The sequence below is a fragment of the Actinopolyspora mzabensis genome (genome assembly GCF_900101095.1).
Lineage (GTDB): Bacteria > Actinomycetota > Actinomycetes > Mycobacteriales > Pseudonocardiaceae > Actinopolyspora > Actinopolyspora mzabensis.
In genome coordinates, this window is the sequence record NZ_FNFM01000002.1 from 143,350 (window position 1) to 161,218 (window position 17,869).

At 66.5% G+C, this 17,869-nt stretch carries 13 protein-coding genes and 1 tRNA gene; 8 read left to right on the forward strand and 6 right to left on the reverse strand.

The annotated features are described in order from the left end of the window. Positions 1-2: 2 nt before the first annotated feature. On the reverse strand, positions 3-443 hold the full coding sequence (locus tag BLR41_RS03185) for a roadblock/LC7 domain-containing protein (RefSeq protein ID WP_092626323.1): 441 nt from the start codon (positions 441-443) through the stop codon (positions 3-5). Between the two features lie 59 nt (positions 444-502). Then, entirely contained in the window at positions 503-3,991 is a 3,489-nt protein-coding gene (locus BLR41_RS03190) for a sensor histidine kinase (protein ID WP_245693775.1), read from the reverse strand. Positions 3,992-4,786: 795 nt separating this feature from the next. Between BLR41_RS03190 and BLR41_RS03195 the strand changes: the two genes are divergently transcribed. Continuing rightward, complete coding sequence (locus tag BLR41_RS03195; protein WP_092626325.1) at positions 4,787-5,206, forward strand: DUF485 domain-containing protein; 420 nt, start codon at positions 4,787-4,789, stop codon at positions 5,204-5,206. After that, positions 5,203-6,813, forward strand: a complete 1,611-nt coding sequence (locus BLR41_RS03200) for a solute symporter family protein (RefSeq protein ID WP_092626327.1) — start codon at positions 5,203-5,205, stop codon at positions 6,811-6,813. Before BLR41_RS03195 ends, BLR41_RS03200 begins: the two co-directional genes overlap by 4 nt. Before the next feature lie 187 nt (positions 6,814-7,000). Here BLR41_RS03200 and BLR41_RS03205 read toward each other — a convergent pair whose 3' ends face one another. Then, positions 7,001-7,918, reverse strand: coding sequence for a haloalkane dehalogenase (locus BLR41_RS03205; RefSeq protein ID WP_092626329.1), 918 nt, complete (start codon positions 7,916-7,918; stop codon positions 7,001-7,003). Positions 7,919-8,134: 216 nt separating this feature from the next. Between BLR41_RS03205 and BLR41_RS22705 the strand changes: the two genes are divergently transcribed. Continuing rightward, a complete protein-coding gene (locus tag BLR41_RS22705) occupies positions 8,135-9,448 on the forward strand; it encodes a pentapeptide repeat-containing protein (RefSeq protein WP_176797794.1) in 1,314 nt (437 codons plus the stop codon). A gap of 50 nt (positions 9,449-9,498) precedes the next feature. After that, complete coding sequence (locus tag BLR41_RS03215; protein ID WP_092626331.1) at positions 9,499-10,284, forward strand: GNAT family N-acetyltransferase; 786 nt, start codon at positions 9,499-9,501, stop codon at positions 10,282-10,284. Positions 10,285-10,329: 45 nt separating this feature from the next. Here the strand turns inward: BLR41_RS03215 and BLR41_RS03220 are convergent, their stop codons facing one another. Both BLR41_RS03220 and BLR41_RS03225 read right to left on the reverse strand, forming a co-directional pair. Beyond that, a complete protein-coding gene (locus BLR41_RS03220) occupies positions 10,330-12,090 on the reverse strand; it encodes a P-loop NTPase fold protein (protein ID WP_092626333.1) in 1,761 nt (586 codons plus the stop codon). 571 nt (positions 12,091-12,661) lie between these two features. Then, positions 12,662-12,997, reverse strand: a complete 336-nt coding sequence (locus tag BLR41_RS03225) for a MarR family winged helix-turn-helix transcriptional regulator (protein WP_218119881.1) — start codon at positions 12,995-12,997, stop codon at positions 12,662-12,664. Between the two features lie 207 nt (positions 12,998-13,204). Between BLR41_RS03225 and BLR41_RS03230 the strand changes: the two genes are divergently transcribed. Both BLR41_RS03230 and BLR41_RS03235 read left to right on the forward strand, forming a co-directional pair. Further along, positions 13,205-14,761, forward strand: coding sequence for a DHA2 family efflux MFS transporter permease subunit (locus tag BLR41_RS03230; RefSeq protein WP_092626337.1), 1,557 nt, complete (start codon positions 13,205-13,207; stop codon positions 14,759-14,761). Beyond that, positions 14,659-15,621, forward strand: coding sequence for a zinc-binding dehydrogenase (locus BLR41_RS03235; protein WP_092626339.1), 963 nt, complete (start codon positions 14,659-14,661; stop codon positions 15,619-15,621). Before BLR41_RS03230 ends, BLR41_RS03235 begins: the two co-directional genes overlap by 103 nt. A gap of 198 nt (positions 15,622-15,819) precedes the next feature. On the opposite strand, the gene BLR41_RS03240 is transcribed toward BLR41_RS03235, so the two are convergent. Next, positions 15,820-15,900 (reverse strand) — tRNA-Tyr (locus tag BLR41_RS03240). A gap of 119 nt (positions 15,901-16,019) precedes the next feature. On the opposite strand from BLR41_RS03240, the gene BLR41_RS03245 reads away from it, so the two are divergent. After that, on the forward strand, positions 16,020-16,511 hold the full coding sequence (locus tag BLR41_RS03245; protein ID WP_092626341.1) for a YajQ family cyclic di-GMP-binding protein: 492 nt from the start codon (positions 16,020-16,022) through the stop codon (positions 16,509-16,511). A gap of 78 nt (positions 16,512-16,589) precedes the next feature. Next, positions 16,590-17,489, forward strand: coding sequence for a glucose-1-phosphate thymidylyltransferase RfbA (gene rfbA, locus BLR41_RS03250; protein ID WP_092626343.1), 900 nt, complete (start codon positions 16,590-16,592; stop codon positions 17,487-17,489). Positions 17,490-17,869 lie beyond the last annotated feature (380 nt).

Sequence of the window (17,869 nt, forward strand, 5' to 3'; positions counted from 1 at the left end):
CCTCACACCAATTGCTCTGAAACGGAGTTGTCAGCACCCTGCAGCTTCGAACGCAGCTCGGGCGTGAGAATTCGACCGACTCGTTCGACCAGCATCGCCATCTCGTAGGCGATCAGGCCCATGTCGCACTGCGGTGCCGCCAGTACGGTCAGGCAGGAACCGTCACTGATGGACATCTGCAGCATCATGCCGCGATCCATCTCGACTATGGTCTCCTTGACCTGTCCCGCTTCGAAGCATCGAGCGGCGCCCTGGGTGAGGCTTAACAAGCCCGAAGCCACCGCGGCGAGCTGTTCGGCCCGGTCCCGCGGCAACTTGTCCGAAGACGTCAACAGCAGTCCGTCCGCCGAGACCACGATCGCGTGAGCTACTCCGCTGACGCGCTCCGTGAAATCGGTGACCAACCAATTGAACTGGTCGATCTTCGCCTGCTGAGATGACATGTCGCCTCCTTTTGCTTGGTTCGGCGGTGGCTGAGCGGGCGGAACTCGGCCCCACCTATCTATTCCCCAGCGCTGTGCCTACCCCGACGCACACCCTGCTGGAAACTCGACAACCGGCCACGTGTCTCGTCCGGCGCCGGTGTGTTCTGCGGCCCGGAACTCTGATCACTCGGTGGTGGGGCGCTTCCCGGGGCGAGATGCTGTTTGGGCACTCGCCTGGGTAAGCCCGCCGAGGTGTAGTCCGAGGGCTGTGGATCCGCGGCCGCGGCCGCTTCCTGCTGGGCCTGGTCGGTTTCGAAGTTCCACGCGGAGGGCTCGTTCACCGGAGACTCCGATCGAGTGATCCAACTCGACGAATTCCGCTGCTGTCGAGCTCGTCCGTCGAGCTGATGGTTGGCTTCGGCTCCGGGGACACCGGCCTGCTGCGCCGTCGCGGGCGACTGCTCGCGCCGCGGCCCCTGGCCGGGGGAACCGCCACCGGGGACGTCGGAGGCGGCACTGTTGGAGGACTTTTCGAGCTCGGCCTCTTCCATCCAGCTGAGCCCGCTGCGGCCGGTGGCGGCACCGGCGTTCCCACCTGCCTGCGGAGCGCCGGGAGCGGCCCCGGACCGGCCACCGGAGTCGTTCGACTGGCCGCGCGGCGTACGGCGCGGCAGGCCGGAGGGGGTGAAACCACCCGGTTCGGCACGCGATTCGGAGACGGGTTCCTCCACCCTGGGATGTTGGGTTGTCTCCTCCGTGCTTCCCGGCGGAGCCGGTGGCCCCACGGGGGCTCCCCCGTCCTCGGGGGTAGCCCGCTCGTTCGGGCCTCGCCGATCGTTTGTGTCCTCACCGGTGGGCCAGGACCACCCACCAGTGCCGGACTGCCCCGAGGAGGTCTGGTGGTAGGCGTCCTCGGGCGACGGGTGGAACCACTGTGGTGCGGAATCGGTGAACATCCCGGGTGAACCGGTTTGGGGGGCTATCGCGTGCACCACGGTCGGCGCGCTGTCCGAGTAACGCTGTTCCGGCCCTTCCCTTGACGCGAAGTCGTCGAAGTGCAGCGATTCCCCGAGCGAGTCGTCCTCCTCGGTGCTTTCCACGTACTCCTGCCCCTCCGGAGGTTCGAAGAGACCGCGGAACCTGTCCGACGGCTCCGGATCCCGCTCCTGACTCGCGGAGCGGACGGGTTCGGCAGCGGCCGGAGGTTCCGGTTGGGAAACCGGCGCGGTGGGCGGGGTCGGCGCCTGCGGCCGCGAGTCCCCCTGCTCCGGAGGTCGGGAACGATCACCGGTGTGGGACGGGGGCTGGGTGGGAGCCGACTGGGAGCCGCCACGCTGCTGGGTCGGCAGCGAGGGGGGTTCTCCCAGGTCGAAGCGGGGCAGACCGCCTTCCAGGATCTGATGCCGGTTGGCTCCGTTCGCACGGGGGGCCGGGGCCTGTTCGTTGCCGTTGCGGGGCTGTTCGTTGCCCTGGCCCGACTGTTCGGCGGCGGTGCTGCCGGAAGCGTCCTGACCGGGAGCGGACAGCCGCTGTTCGATGGTGGGAGGGCTCGGCTCGGGGGTGGCCCGCACGGTGGGCTGCGGGGACCCGTCGGGAATGACCAGGTCGGGCGGGATGCGGACCGTGGCGCGAATTCCGTCGACGTCGTCCCCACCGTGCAACCGCACCGTGATGCCGTGCCTGCCGGCGAGCCGCGCGATGACCAGCAGCCCCATTCGGCGGGAGGTGGACAGGTCGTACTCGTCGAAGGAGGCCAGTCGTTCGTTGGCCTCGGCGAGTTCCTGCTCCCCCATGCCGATCCCGTGGTCGAGCACGTCGATGGTCAACGAGGAGTCCTCGGACTGATGGCTGGAGACGGTGACCGAGGTCTCGGGTGAGGAGAAGTTCGCGGCGTTGTCGAGCAACTCGGCCATCAGCCGCACCAGATCACTGCCCGCGTAACCGACCAGTCGTGCCGTCGGAGGCGCCTGCACCACCACCCGGGGATAGTGCTCGATCTCGGAGATCGCGGCACGGAGCACGTCGGACAGCTCCACCGGCTGAGTGAACCGGCGTGCCATGTCGCTGCCGGACAGCACCATGAGGTTCTCGTTGTTGCGCCGCATCCGGGTGGCGAGGTGGTCGAGCCGGAACAGTGTCGCCAGCTGGTCCGGGTCGTCCTCGTCGTGCTCGAGTTGTTCGAACAGTCGCAGCTGCCGCTCCAGCAGACTCTGACTGCGCCGGGAGACGTTGACGAAGGAGTCGCTGTAGCCGCGCCGCAGGTTCGCCTGCTCCGAGGCGAGGTGGAGGGCCTGGCGGTTGACCTCGTCGAAGGCGCGGGCCACCTGACCGACCTCCTCGGTGGTCTGCACCGGTACCGCGTCGACCTCCACATCGGACTCGAAGGAACCGTGCCGGATGCGCTCGACGGCACGGGGCAACTGCTCGTCGGCGGCGTGCAGCGCACCGCGACGCAGCTGATCCAGCGACCTGAGCAGATTGCGCCCCATCACGATGATGACGGCCGCGGCCACGATCAGTCCCGCGACCATGATCACCGTGGTCAGTCCGGCCCGGTCACTGGCTTCGTCGTACAACGAGTAAGCGCGCTGGTTGAACTGCTCCGACAGCTCGTAACGCACCTGGGTGGTGCTGTTGATCAGCTTGTCGGAAAGCTGGTTCCACTGGTCCAACGTCAGGGAGGAGCGCACCTCGTCGACTCGGATCGCCCGCATGAGCTGATCCTCGGTCTCCAGCCACTGCTGCATGACGTCGCTGTTGACCACCTGCCTGGCCTGTCTCGGCTCGGAGTTGGCAACGGACTCGAAGCTGGTTATCCGCGAGTCCAACCGGGCTCTGGAGTCGTTGAGCGCGTCGGTCAGCGCGGGAGTGAAATCGCTCCGGGGCAGCGCGGCGTCCACGAGGGCGCGCTGGATCCGGATCTCGTCCTCGGCCCTGGAGAGTTCGTGCAGCGCGCTGATCGTGCTGTAGAGCCTCGAATCGTCGATGGTGTTGATGACAGCGCGCTCCAACGACAGCAGCGAACTGATGATCTCGTTGTAGGTGCCGATCGCGTCGACAGGCCGCAGCGAACCGGTCATCACTCCCTCGCGCAGTTCGCGCAGTTTCGCGAGCTGCTGGCGGAGTTGGTCGAACTGCGCCGAGGTCACCGGGCTGAACTTCTGCACGTTGTCCAGCACCTGCGGTGCCTTCTTCGCGAATTCGGTGACCTTCGCGTACTGCTTCTGGTACTCCTGGCGCGCGCCGGGAGCCTCACCGAGCAGCTCGGCGGCCTTGGTGCGCTCGGTCTGCAGCCCGGTCAGCAGCGGCTGAATGCTGTCCCGCGCCTCGGTGAGCCTGCTGATCTCCTGGTAGCGATTAGCCTGGGAAACCTCGTCGTTGATCTGGAAGACACCGAGCGCGAGCACGAACACGACCGGGACGAGCACGACGGCGCCGAGCTTGACCGGAATCCGCCAGTTCCGCCAGTCGCGCAGTGAGGCGCGCCGCGCACCACCGGGCCTGTTCTGCGGGGCTCGGGTGTCTCGGACCTGTTCCCGGTTCGCCCGTCGTGCCGCCGCACTCACGAAAGCTCCCGAAAGTCAAGCTGTCGTTCGTCCTGCTCTGTCACGGTGCGGTCCCTTCCGAACGAACAAATCGTAGGAGAACGGCGCCTGTGCCACCCGGCCGAGTGAAGGCATATCGCCGTGTTCCCCGAGTCACTCCGAGCGCATCCCGGATCACTTCGATACGCGACATTCTGGGCGGACGCGATCCCACAATACGCTCCGTCACCAATAGTCGCGTACCGCGAGGGTCACTTCACCAGCCTTTTCGAACGGGTGACGCGCGGCTTGTGGCCATCTCGGATTGTAAAGATAGCGGACAAGGTACCGATCGCGGGGCGAGTTTTCCACCCCGCCCACTCGAACAGGCACTCCGGACACATACAAGATCATGTTTTAGGCTTGCCCCGCAGCGTGACACACGAAGGACGGAGAAAGTTCGCACAAGGTGTCGAACCGAAGTACCCTATCGTGTTCGGCCGACTGTGAAAACCGGGACAGGCGCAACGCGGGCGAGCCACTGTGGTACTCATCGGTAATGGCCCATGAGCTGCGACACGACAGAGCGACATCCCCTCGGCCATGCCCCGAAGTCCGGACTGTACATCTGTCCGCGTACGGCGAAGGAAGCAGCAGGATTCCCCCGATAGCGGGAACAAGGACGTAGTATGTTGCGCTGACCGGACAGGCTCCGGCGGGCCGGCACCACGGCCGGGAGGCGCCGCGATTCGCGTCGGCTGTCGACGTGGTCGCGCCGAACACACCGAATCGGCACAACCCCACCGACACAGTTCACCGACTTCGGAAGAAGAGCGCATGAGCAACACGACGCCACCACCACTGCGCGCGCGGTACGGGGAGCGAAGCGAGAAAACGCACGCTTCCTTCGGCGGTATCGAGAAAAGCGCGGCACTCGGCGCAAAAACCGGCCCCGATTTCGCGGGAATTGCGGGATCGGCGGAATTCGATGAACTGCGTGCACGGTTGAAGCGCTTCGTGCTGCCGATGACCGTGTTGTTTCTCGCCCTGTATCTCGGGTACGTACTACTGGCCGCCTACGCGCCGGAGTTCATGGCCGAACCGGTCCTCGGCAACATCAACGTCGGACTGCTGTTCGGAGTCGGGCAGTTCGTTTCCACGCTCCTGATCACCACGCTCTACGTCAAGTTCGCGGAACGGCGGGTGGACCCCGAGGTGGACAAGCTGCGCGAGACCGCCGGTGGTGGTCAGCGGTGAACACACTGGCGCAACAGCAGTCCCCGCTCGGCGACACCAGTCCCGTCGTCAACATAAGCGTGTTCGCCGGGTTGATCCTGCTCACACTGCTGATCGCCTACCGGGCCAGCAGCAGCGGAAACACCAGCGACTACTTCGCGGCGGGCGGCACCTTCTCCGGTGCGCAGAACGGAGTCGCGCTTTCCGGCGACTTCCTGTCCGCTGCCTCGTTCCTCGGCATCGCGGGCGCCATCGCGGTGCACGGCTACGACGGGTTCCTCTACTCGATCGGTTTTCTCGTGGCCTGGCTGGTGAATTTGCTGCTGGTCGCCGAGCGGCTGCGCAACACCGGCCGGTTCACCATGGGCGACGTGCTCAGTTTCCGGATGCGCCGACGCCCGGTGCGTGCCGCGGCCGCCGTGTCCACCCTGTTCGTCACCATCGCCTACATGGTCGCGCAGATGGCGGGAGCGGGCGATCTGGTGGCCCTGCTGCTGGACATTCGCAGCGGTACGGGGCAGGCCCTGGTGATCGCCGTGGTCGGCGTGGTCATGGTCTTCTACGTGCTCATCGGCGGCATGAAGGGCACCACCTGGGTGCAGATGCTGAAAGCGGTCATGCTGCTGCTGTCGGTATCACTGATAACACTTTTCCTACTGGGCAAGTTCGGTTTCAACTTCAGCGACCTGATGCACCGCGCCGCGGAGAACAATCCGCTCGGTGAAGGCATGTTCGCCCCGGGCGCGCAGTACGGCGAAAACGCGCTGACGAAGCTGGACTTCGTATCACTGTCGATGGCCCTGGTGCTCGGCGTGGCCGGACTCCCCCACGTGCTGATGCGGTTCTACACGGTGCCGAACTCGCGGGAAGCACGTCGATCGGTCGTGTGGGCCACCTGGTTGATGTCGCTGTTCTACCTCTGCACGCTGGTGATCGGGTTCGGCGCCGCGGCACTGGTGGGCACCGAGACCATCAACAACGCGCCGGGCGGCGAGAACTCCGCCGCTCCGCTGCTCGCCTACGAGATCGGCGGGACCGTACTGCTCGGTGTGATCTCCGCGGTCGCCTTCGCTACCATCCTCGCCGTGGTCGCGGGCCTGACCCTGACGGCCTCCGCCTCGTTCGCGCACGACTTCTACGCCAACGTGATGCGCGGTGGTAAGGCCGATCCGACCTCCGAGGTCAGGGTGGCTCGCATCACCGCGATGGTCATAGGTTTCGCGGCCATCCTGGGTGGAATCCTCGTCAACGGGCAGAACATCGCCTTCCTGGTGGGACTGGCCTTCGCGATCGCCGCCTCCGCGAACCTGTCCACTCTGGTGTTCACACTGTTCTGGAAACGGTTCAACACCAGCGGAACCCTGTGGGCGATGTACGGCGGGCTCGGATCCTGCCTGCTGCTCATGTTGTTCTCCCCCGTGTTCTCCGGGTCCGCCGACTCCATCTTCCCCTCGGTGGACTTCAGCTTCTTCCCGCTGAGCAACCCCGGACTCGTCTCCATCCCGATGTCGTTCCTGTTCGGCGTCATCGGCACCTTCGTACGGCCGCGTTCCGCCGATCCGGAGGACTTCGACGCGATGAAGGTGCGCTCGCTCACGGGTATCGGTGCGCGGGACGTGGTGTACTGAGGAGTCGTGGTCGGCGGGATCTCGTCGGCGCGGTTTCCGCGGGGGTCGCTCGGTGCGGCCTCCGCCGGGTCCCGTTCCCGCCGGGTCCCGTGGCCAAGGGGTCTCGCGCCGGAACCGCACCGCGCCCGTTCGATTCGGGCGCTGTTCGGTTCCAGCGCTGTTCGGTTCCAGCGCTGCTCGGATCTGCCTACGTTCGGTTCGGACGGCGCACGAACTCGGCCACCACGCGGCCCAGTTCGACACCCGCGTCCTCCTGGAGGAAGTGACCGGCTTCGGCGATGGTCGCGTGCCGCTGTCCGGCCGCGCCCGGCAGCAGCTTACGCAGCACCGGCCCCATGGACGCGGTGATCGGATCACTGTCGCTGAACGCGGTCAGCACGGGTGTCTCGTCGGCGGTCAACGCTCGCCACGCGGCGCGGTTCGCCTCGGTGGCCGGATCGTCCGGGCTGGTCGGCACCAGCCCCGGCATGGCACGCGGCCCGGCCTTGTAGGACTCGTCGGGGAACGGTGCGTCGTAGGCGGCGCGTACTTCCGGCGACATCGGCCGGGCGCATCCGCCCGCGACCAGTCGCCCGACGTCGAGGGTTTCCGCCCGCTCCACGGCCCTGCGGAATCGCCACCACACCTCGGGCATGTCGTGGTCGCCGGTGGGCATGCCGGTGTTGGCCGCGACCGCGCCCGAGAACCTGTCGGGGTGCTCCGCGAGCAGTCGCAGTCCCAGCAGACCTCCCCAGTCCTGCCCCACCAGGGTGAGCTCACGCAGGTCGAGCATGTCGAAGGCGAACTGGCGCAGCCACTCGACGTGCCGCGCGTAGCTGTGATCACCGGTCTCCGACGGCTTGTCCGAGCGTCCGAAACCGACGAGGTCGGGAGCGATCGCCCTGATGCCCGCCTCCGCCAGCACCGACATGACGTCGCGGTAGAGGAAGGACCAGCTCGGTTCCCCGTGCAGCAGCAGCACCGTCGGACCGTGCTCCGGACCGGCGGCGACGTAGGCCATGCGCAGCGTCCCGCCGTCCTGATCGGACAGCTCGACGTGGTGCGGGGAGTACCGGAATCCGGGGATCGCCTCGAAGCGCTCTTCGGGCGTGGTCAGTACGCGCATGCGGGGACGTTACAACCGCGCTCCGCAAGGCGTCCACGGAACCGTCCCGTTCCGCAAGCACCGGAACCGGGAACACCCAGTGCTTCCGAATCGCCGCACCAGGTGTCGGGACGGTGCTAATCTCGGGTACGGCTCGGTTCCGAGCTCTCGCCGGAAGTTCCGGGGAGCCCGGGGCGTCCCGGCTCCGGACAACACCTCCAGGAGTCGGAGCCCACGATGTCCAACGACCCCACAACGGCCAGGCGCACTCCGGTCATGCCCGGCTGGACGATCTGGGTCGGCGCCCTGGTGCTGGTTCTGGTGGCGGGCCTGTCGATGTGGCTGCTGCTGGAGTCGTTCGGCAGCGGCAGTGCCCGGGACAAAACCCGCCTGGAGGCCGTCAAGGTCGCGGGCGGCATCGTGCTGGGCACCGGCGGAGGGGTGGCACTGCTGCTGGCGGCGCGCAGGCAACGGGCCACCGAGCTCTCCCTCGACCAGAAAGAGCGAGCGGCCGCCGACGCCAGGCACGACGCCACCGAGCGGCGGGTCACCGAGCTGTACGCGGCGGCGGCGGAACAGCTCGGCTCGGACAAGGCACCGGTACGGCTGGCGGCGCTCTACGCGCTGGAGCGGCTCGGGCAGAACAATCCCGCACATCGCCAGACGGTCGTCGACCTGTTCTGCGCCTACCTGCGGATGCCGTTCACACCCGCCGATCCGGAACAGCCCGAAGCGAGCGGCACGCGAAGCACCAACCGGGCGCAGCGGCTGGGACTGCGTCCGCCCACCCGGCGGATGAACGGCGCACACCCCTCCCTGCTCGTACCGATCAACGGCCTAGAGGCGGGCGACGAGCAGGAGGAACAGCAGCAGGAGGAACAGCAGCAGGAAGAACAGGTGAGGCGTACCGCGCAGCGGCTGATCTGGTCACACCTCCGACCGGATCCGGACGCGAGCGGGGAGCCGAGCAATCCGAAGTTCTGGCACGAGATCAGTCTGGACCTGACCACCGCGACCCTGCAGGACTGGAACCTGGTGGACTGCCGGGTGCGTCACGTGCGGTTGGACCGCGCGCGGTTTCTCGGTCCCGCCGCGTTCGACCGGGCCGAGTTCACCGGGCAGGTTCGCGCCAGGGAGACGGTCTTCCAGCGCGAGGCTTGGTTCGCCGACACCACGTTCCGGCAGTTCGTGCGGCTGGACCGCGCGGAGTTCCACGCCGAGGCCGATTTCGACCGGGCGGTGTTCGAGGAGTGGCTGAGCCTGGCGGGAGCGGTGTTCCACGGCTCGTCCTCGTTCCGGGACGTGCGGACAGCGGACTCGGGGTGGGAAGCTCCGTCCAAACCTTCGTTCGGGGAAAGTCCGCCGCTGCCCGGAAGCGTTCCGGGAGAATACGAAAGACCCGGGGTACGGACCGGGCAAGCGCCGGACACCGAAGGGAGGGAGACTCGGGACCAGCTGGCACCGCCCGACGAGCCCAGTTCGGCGGCGGTCTCCGCGGGCAACCCCTCCACTTCGGATAGTCGCGACACGATCCGGCGGATGCAGGGCTGAGCACAGCGAAACTTTGGGTATGCACGCTGTTGCATTGCTATGCTCAAGTTGTGATCTCAGCTGTCGAGCTGGACGAGCTCATGCGCGGGGGATGGCCCGCGACTCGGGAGACGACGGTCGACGGTTGGCTCGCGCGGCTGTCCGGCGGAGTGACCCGGCGAGCCAACTCGGTCCTGCCGTGCCACGCACCATCAGATGCGGAACGGACCCTCACGCGGGTCGAGGAGCTGTACCGCGGCCACGGACTGCCGCCCGTGTTCCAGCTCGGCCCCGCCGCACAGCCATCCGGTCTGGACTCGGTACTGGCGCGGCGTGGCTACGAACTCCGAACGCCGACGATCGTTCAGATCGCGACGATCGAGGACGTGCTGCACCGCCTCCCCGACTCCGAGGCCGATGTCCGGGTGCGTCGCCGGCCGGACACGACCTGGATGGATCTGTGGTGGGAAGTGGACGGCCGGGGCGGCCCCGATTCGCGAGAGCTCTCCCACGACATCCTGACCGGCGTCCCGGGGCTCTACGCGAGGAGCCACCACCGGGACGGCATCGCGGCGGTGGGACGGTTGGCCCTGGTCGACTCCTGGGTCGGGGTGTACTGCATGGCCGTCCGGCCCGACGCGCGACGTCGCGGCCACGCACAGGCCGTGCTGCGCGGCCTGCTGGAACGAGCCGCCGAGCACGGCTCGAAGCACACCTGGCTGCAGGTCACGGCCGACAACCACGCCGCTCGCACGCTCTACGAGCGAGTGGGGTTCGCCCCGGCGGCGAACTATCACTACCGCGAGCTCACGAAGCCGGCCGGTGAAACTCTTCCCACCGAAACGAGGGCGGCGTGAACCGATTGGCACATCGGCGGCAACGATGGAGCCTCGAAAGCCGACTCACCCGAATATCGACATTCGGACCCACTCCATCGCCTCGCTGAAATTGTTGGTCACCCCGACTGCGTCCAGCTCACTGGCCCACTTGCGCCGCGCGGGCGTGACCCGTGCCACGTAGAAAACCACGGGTCCCTTGTAGATGTTCTGGTCCCGCAACGCCTGAACATCCTGCAGCCCGGAATCATCGACCCCGTACCGGTTGATATCGGAGACGATTATGTCCGGAACTCTGCCACGTATGGCCCGTTTCATCGACTCGAAGTCACTGGCGGTGTCCACCTTCGCACCCCATCCCCGCAGGGTGGTGACGATTCTTCCGGTGTCGGAGAACTCACCGTTCTTCTCCGCGAAGACGTCGTCCACGACGAGTGCGTACCCACCCTGCATGTCGGTGTGCTCGCCCGGCAGCCGTTCCTCGGCGTCGGCGATCCCGCCCGGGTCGAACCGAAACCGCCGACGTTGCAAGTGTTGCCGCAAGTGATCGAAGCGCGAGGACTCCTTCAGCTGACGCAGCGTGGTGGTGAACACTTCATCGCTGACAAGCCTGGGGAAGGACTCCGGAAGCTGCTGCTCCAACTGCCCGAGATAGTCGCGAAGTACGTCCCGGTCCACGTTCTCGCCAGGTGGCTCGATCTTGTGGTTCTTGAAGACGTTCCGCCACGATTCAGGGTTTATGCCGCCCATGTTGATGTTTTCGCGAGCATCGTGGTATTCCAGGAATTCCTGGACGGGATCCTCGGTCTCGGAGCTGGTCAGCAGTCTGTAGAACACCGGATAGAAGTGCTGCAGCAGCAGGACTCTTACCAGGATTTTCGCGCCGAACTCCTGCCATTCCTTGTCCAGGTGGTATTCGAGCACGAAACTGTTGATCAGCCTCTTGATACGCCGCGGATTGCGCCCGGTCCGCTCGGCCACGAAGTTCAGTACGTGTTCGTCGAAGAACTGCGAGGTACCCGACCTCGAGGCGTAACCGTTGACCAGGTCACGCACCTGCCGCTGCCCCGGCTGGGGCGAGTGGTAGTTCACCTGGACGATCTTCTCCAGATACCCGGCAGGGTGAGCGCCCGCGATGTCCGCCTGCTGGATGCTGCGGTTGAGAGCGGACTGATCACAGCCGATGACGAACACCAGTCCCGGCACATCCAGGTAGAGCTTGATCGCCTCGCAGACGGTCACCACCACATCATGCCGACAACGATCCAAGTCATCGACGAAGACGACGATCTGCTTCCCCGCCGAGTTCGCCGAGTTCACCCACTCCTGGGCCATGTCCCTCACCGCGCCCCGAATCTCGTTGCGCGACTTCGGATCCACCGAAAGCTGGGCCCAGAGTTCGTCCACCAGCCGTCGAAGGCCGAACGTGGTCATCGCGAGGCGGAATCCGATACGAAGCCACCTCGACAGCCGTGGCGCTCCGGCAACCCTGTGGTAAGCCCTGCGCACGATATTGCGATCGAAACGCAGCAGCACGGACTTGATCAGGACCTCCAAGGCGTCGGATCCCGAGGTCCAGGCGTTGAACCAAGCCGTCTGCACCCCTTCCGTCCCGTCCAGTCGAAGCTGCAGTTGCCGCATGAGACTGCTTTTTCCCATGCCCCAGCCGGCATCGATCGCGAGCGTGAATGGAGTGGAGTCCCGCGAGGAGACGATCAGATCGGAGAGCCTGTCGGCGGTCTCACTCGTACCGAGCAGATCCTCCCCGTGCTCGCTCACCGGCTCGTCGTTGAGAACGACGAAACGCTCGTCCGCCGACGGTTGCACCTCTGTCCTCTCCTAACAGCGATTTCCACTGGTTCATCTCGGAGTGATGAGATCCTCCGTGCCGTGTCGCCCCCGAGCTCCCGTCAACGACGGCGAGCCGTGCCGCACCGGTTTCCCGGTTCGCCCCGGCGAGGTATCGACGCACTCCGTGCTGCCGCACTGGCCGCTGAAGCACCCTGTCTCACCCCGATCCGATCCCACATCCGCATCGGATACATGCTCGCAGCCAGTACTACCGCTCGTGTCGAGAACAGCGACTTCCGTGCACGGACCGAACCGCGCTCCGGCGCACGGTTCGACGGATCCGGAGACAAGGAACCGCCCCCCCCGTCCCGTCTCCGCGGGTCAGGGGGCGGTCTACTCGGGGTTGTGCCGGGTAGCGGATTCGATCCTCTGTAGCGCTTTCGCGCGGCTGTTTTGCATTCCTCGGGTGATCGCTGCCTACGTAGAAGGCTGAACCACTCAGACGACTCCGGTACGGCGTCAGTGAGATCGCCTTGTACGCGCGTGTTCGCCCAGGATGGGATAGGCGTCGCGGCGTAGTAGGCACCGCCGGCCTGTTCACCTGTCGCTAGGTCTGGTTGAGGGCGTCGCGAATGAGAGTCATCGCCTCCAGCAGCGCGTTCTGCTGGTCGGCGCTCAGTGGACTGGTGGTACGTCGTTCGAGTTCGGCCCATGCGGCGCGCGCTCTGGGAACGGTTTCACGGCCGTGGTCCGTCAGCACGACGGTCGTCGCCCGCTTGTCGGTTGGGGAGGAGGTGCGGGTCACCAGGTCGGCCCGTTCCATCGCCTGCAACGTGACCGTGACGGTCGAGCGATCCCGCCCCAGGTAGTGGACGAGTTCTGTCTGTGGGACCGGACCGTGCTCATCGAGGTACAGCAGAACGATTTCGTGTGGTGAGGCCACGCCTGCTTCCTGCAGCAGCGCGGTGCCTACCCGGGCGTGCGCGCGGGTGACTTGAAGGAGCAATGAACCAACGGGCGCGCCGTCGATGCTGGTACCGACGTGCCGTCGAGGTTCGGCTTCCGGGGCGGACCGCTGCTGGGAGGAGTGCACCACTGGGACAGCCTATTGGGTTTGTTGGCACGCCAGCAATTAGCTACGATCGTTGGTATGCCAACATTCCGGCTCGCGCCCGGCCCTCCGAACTCGGAGGGGATCGATCCGCAACTGCGGCGGATCATGGGCGTGCTCCTCGTGGGCGCGAGTGTGGCGCTGCTGGACACCACCATCATCGGCGTCGCCATCGACGGTCTCTCCCAGGACTTCGACACCTCGGTAGCCACGACCCAATGGGTCACCACCGGTTACGTGCTGGCGATGGTCGCGGTGATCACGACGATGGGCTGGTTGACCGACCGATGGGGGTGCCGACGGGTCTGGCTGGGCGCGGTGGGGGTCTTCCTAGTGGGCTCGGTGCTGTGTTCGGTGGCATGGTCGATCGGGACGCTCATCGCGTTCCGGATCGTGCAGGGGCTCGGTGGAGGCCTGATTCTGCCGCTCGTACAGGCGATCCTCGCCCGTGCGGCAGGTCCCCACCGGGTTGGCCGCGTCATGGGCTACGTCGGAATCCCCGGCCAACTGGCGCCGATCCTCGGGCCGGTCCTCGGGGGGCTGCTACTGGCAACCGCGGGGTGGCGGTGGATCTTCCTCAGCAACATCCCGATATGCCTGCTGGCTCTCGTCGTCGCCCACCGCCACCTCGCCGACGACGAGCCGCGCACACCGGCCCGGCTGGACCGCGGCGGGCTGCTGCTCCTGCTCCCGGCCACCGTGGCCATCCTGTGGGGGTGCACGGCGAGCACCGAGCAGACGATGGCCCCCGCACCGGCACCGCTGATGCTCGGCTTGGGAGTCGCCCTCGTGGGCGCATTCTGGCTCCACGCCCGTCGCCTCGGACACCAAGCCCTGCTCCACGTCGGACTGCTCCGGCAACGGACCTTCGGTGTCGCGACCTTGATGATGCTGCAGTTCGGCTTCTCGCTCTACGGCAGCCTGATCCTGTTACCGCTGTTCTATCAGCGGGTCCACGAGGTCGAGGTGGGCGATGTCGGACTACTGCTCGCACCGCAGGGCCTGGGCACCATGGCCGCGCTGGGGCTCGCCGGACGGTGGAGCCACCGGCTTGGCCCGCGCCTCCTCGGCGTCCTCGGAACCCTCATGTCCATAGCCGGCACGACGGGGCTCGCGATGACCGGCGCCTCCGCCGCCACGCCCACGCTCTCCCTATGCCTACTGCTGCTCGGAGCCGGTTTCGGCGCTACCGGCGTCGCCGTCTCAAGCGCTGCCTACCGCGACGTCCCTCCAACCTCCGTCCCGCACGCCACCAGCCTGCTGAACGTCGTGCAACGACTCGGCGCGGCTCTCGGAACCACCGTGATGGCGATCATTCTGCAACTGAACCTCGCCAATTCGAGCCTCGCCGACAGCGATACCGCTGCGGGGTTCTCGCACACGTTCTGGTGGGCCGCCACCTTCGCGACGGCGACTCTCATCTCCGCTGCCCGCCTTCCTGCCCGTCCAGCGGGCTCCGACCATCATTCGCACCCCACGAAAGGACTTGACACGTGCGCGCCATCGTCGTCGACCAACCCGGGGGCCCCGAGGTGCTCCGACCGACCACGCTGCCCGACCCCGTCCCCGGAGCCGGACAGGTCCGAATCGCCGTAGAGGTCGCCGCGATCACCTTCATCGACACCCAGATACGCTCCGGAAGCTCGATCGGTCCCCGGATCGAGTTCCCGGCCGTACTGGGCAACGGTGTCGGTGGGTACGTCGATGCGCTGGGAGAGGACGTCGACCCCGCGTGGAAGAACACCCTGGTCGTGACCTCCACCGGCGGCACCGGGGGTTACGCCGACCAGGCTGTGGCCCGAGTGCCCGACCTCCACCGGGTTCCCGACCCCCTGGGAGCACGGGAAGCGGTCACCTTGCTCGCCGAGGGGCGCACCGCCGTAGGGCTCAACGCCGCAGCGAAAATCGAAGACGGGGACGTCGTGGTGGTCACCGCTGCCGCTGGGGGAGTCGGCGGTCTTCTCGTCCAGCTCGCCGCCACCGCAGGCGCCCGCGTGATCGCACTCGCAGGCTCCGACTCGAAGGTGGAGCACGCGCGGGCTCTTGGCGCCGACACCGGGGTGAATTACCGCGCCCCCGAATGGGCCTCGGCACTGCGGGAGGCTGCACCCTCCGGAGTTGATGTCGTGTTCGACGGCGTCGGTGGCACCACCACCGACGCCCTTCACCCGCTGGTACGACGAGGCGGACGATACGTCGCGCACGGAGCCGCCAGCGGCACCTGGGCAAGCCCCGACGAGCAGGCCACCTCGCGCGGGATCACCCACATCGGCCTGGACGCGATCGGCGGTACCCCCGGCAGCCTCCACGACCTCGTCGAGGAAGCCCTTGCCCTGGGATCAACGAAGAGTCTGCGACCCACCATCGGGCAGACCTACCCCCTCGAAGCTGCGGCGCGAGCCCATTCCGACATCACCGCCCGCACCGTGATCGGAAAAACCCTACTCATCCCGTGATCAGGGAACTTCCCGCCTCCGACGACGGGGAGCATGAGCCTCGGGGGAGCCCGCATAGACCGATCCTCGGGCTGAGGCCGTGGTCAGCCATCGGCCGGCGAGAGCCGGGAGGGCTCGGGGAGTTTCGGGTACCACCGGGTACACGAAAAACCGCCCCCTGCCCTGTCTGTGCAGGTCAGGGGGCGGTGTTCCCAGTTGTGCCGGGTAGAGGATTCGAACCTCTGAAGCTTGCGCGGCTGATTTACAGTCAGCTCCCTTTGGCCGCTCGGGCAACCCGGCTAATCAGCCATCCGCTGTTGGCTTGTACCAAAATCATACATACCGGCACCCGCACTCACGTAAGGGGGTCCGGGTAGCGTATTCGCTCACCACAACAGCCCACGTGAGGAGTTTCCGACATGGCGGACCCGTCGTTCGACGTAGTGAGCAAGGTCGACCGGCAGGAGGTGGACAACGCACTCAACCAGGCTGCCAAGGAACTCGCGAACCGGTTCGACTTCAGGGGAACCGACACGAAGATCAGTTGGTCCGGCGAGGAGGCCGTGACCCTGGAGTCCGAGACCGAGGAGCGATGCAAGGCCGCGGTCGAGGTCTTCAAGGAGAAACTGGTCAAGCGGGGCGTCTCACTGAAGGCGGTCGAACTGGGCGAACCGGTCAGATCGGGCAAGGTCCACCGGGTCTCCGGCACCCTCAAGCAGGGGATCGCGCAGGAAACGGCCAAGAAGATCTCCAAGAAGATCCGCGACGAGGCACCCAAGGGAGTGCAGGCGCAGATCCAGGGCGACCAGTTGCGGATCTCGGGCAAGAAGAAGGACGATCTGCAGTCCGTGATCTCGCTACTGAAAAGCAGTGATTTCGACGTGGCGTTGCAGTTCGAGAACTACCGTTGAGCGGGTGCGGGGACGGGCCCGCTCGCGGGGTGATCGCGCCGCACGCAAAGCACTCTTAACCGTCGACGGGAGAGCTCGTTGAAGGGAATCGTGTTGGCCGGGGGCAACGGCACGCGGCTGCACCCGGTCACCCAGGTGGTGTCCAAGCAGCTTCTCCCGGTCTACGACAAGCCGATGGTGTACTACCCGCTCTCGGTGCTGATGCTGGCCGGGATCCGCGACATCCTGCTGATCTCCACTCCCGAGGACCTTCCACTGTTCCGCCGCCTGTTCGGCGACGGCAGCAGCCTCGGGCTGCGCATCGAGTACGCGACCCAGACCGAGCCCAACGGGCTGGCCGAGGCGTTCCTGATCGGCGCCGACTTCATCGACGACGACTCGGTGGCGCTCGTACTGGGCGACAACATCTTCTACGGTCAGGGATTCTCGAAACTGCTGCAGCGCAGCACCACCGAGCTGCAGGGCTGCACACTGTTCGGCTACTCGGTGCGCAATCCGCAACGCTACGGCGTGGGCGAGACCGACGGTGCGGGCAGACTTGTCTCGCTGGAGGAGAAACCCGCCGTCCCCCGCTCCAACAAGGCGATCACCGGCCTCTACCTCTACGACAACGAGGTGGTCGAGATAGCCCGTACGCTGCGCCCGTCCAGCCGGGGCGAGCTGGAGATCACCGACATCAACACGACGTACCTCGAGCGGGGTCGTGCGCACCTGATCGAGCTGAATCGCGGTTACGCCTGGCTGGACACGGGCACGCACGAGTCGCTGCTGGAAGCGGGGCAGTTCGTGCAGGTGCTGGAACACCGCCAGGGAGTGCGCATCGCCTGCCTGGAGGAGATCGCGCTGCGCATGGGGTACATCACGCCCGAGGAGTGTCACGAGTTGGGGTGGCGGCTGTCCAAGTCCGGTTACGGCCAGTACGTCATGGAGATCGCCGAGGCGATTGCCGGACGGAAGTTGAACGCCGGAGCCGAGTGAGTCGGCTCCGCCCCGGTTGTAGCGATTTCTCGCGAAATCGCCCCGCCAGTGCGGCGTGGTGGCCCCGTGGGCGTCAATTTCTCGCGAAATCGTCGCCCACGCGGGACCGCGGTCGGGACTGCACCATGCGGCTGAGCAGCGCGGGTGTCCCCGGTGCTTGAGTCGGATGCATTGCAAGGCCGGGCCGCTCGCCGCGTAGGTCGCTACTCAAGAGCCGGCCCGACGTCGCCTCGCGTCCTCTTTGGTGCTCCCAGCGCCGAAACCACCACCAGAGCAGCCCGACCACCCGCGGGTTCTCCCGTGCGGCTCTCGCGAGGACGGCCCCGACGTTGTGTAGTACCTACCCGATGTCGGGGCACCCGCAGCGAGAGCCGTACGAG

Coding starts and splice junctions, on each gene's coding strand:
- BLR41_RS03195 (WP_092626325.1), top strand. CDS start 4,787: ATGAGCAACACGACGCCACCACCACTGCGCGCGCGGTACGGGGAGCGA.
- BLR41_RS22705 (WP_176797794.1), top strand. CDS start 8,135: ATGTCCAACGACCCCACAACGGCCAGGCGCACTCCGGTCATGCCCGGC.
- BLR41_RS03230 (WP_092626337.1), top strand. CDS start 13,205: ATGCCAACATTCCGGCTCGCGCCCGGCCCTCCGAACTCGGAGGGGATC.
- BLR41_RS03205 (WP_092626329.1), bottom strand. CDS start 7,918: ATGCGCGTACTGACCACGCCCGAAGAGCGCTTCGAGGCGATCCCCGGA.
- BLR41_RS03185 (WP_092626323.1), bottom strand. CDS start 443: ATGTCATCTCAGCAGGCGAAGATCGACCAGTTCAATTGGTTGGTCACC.
- BLR41_RS03245 (WP_092626341.1), top strand. CDS start 16,020: ATGGCGGACCCGTCGTTCGACGTAGTGAGCAAGGTCGACCGGCAGGAG.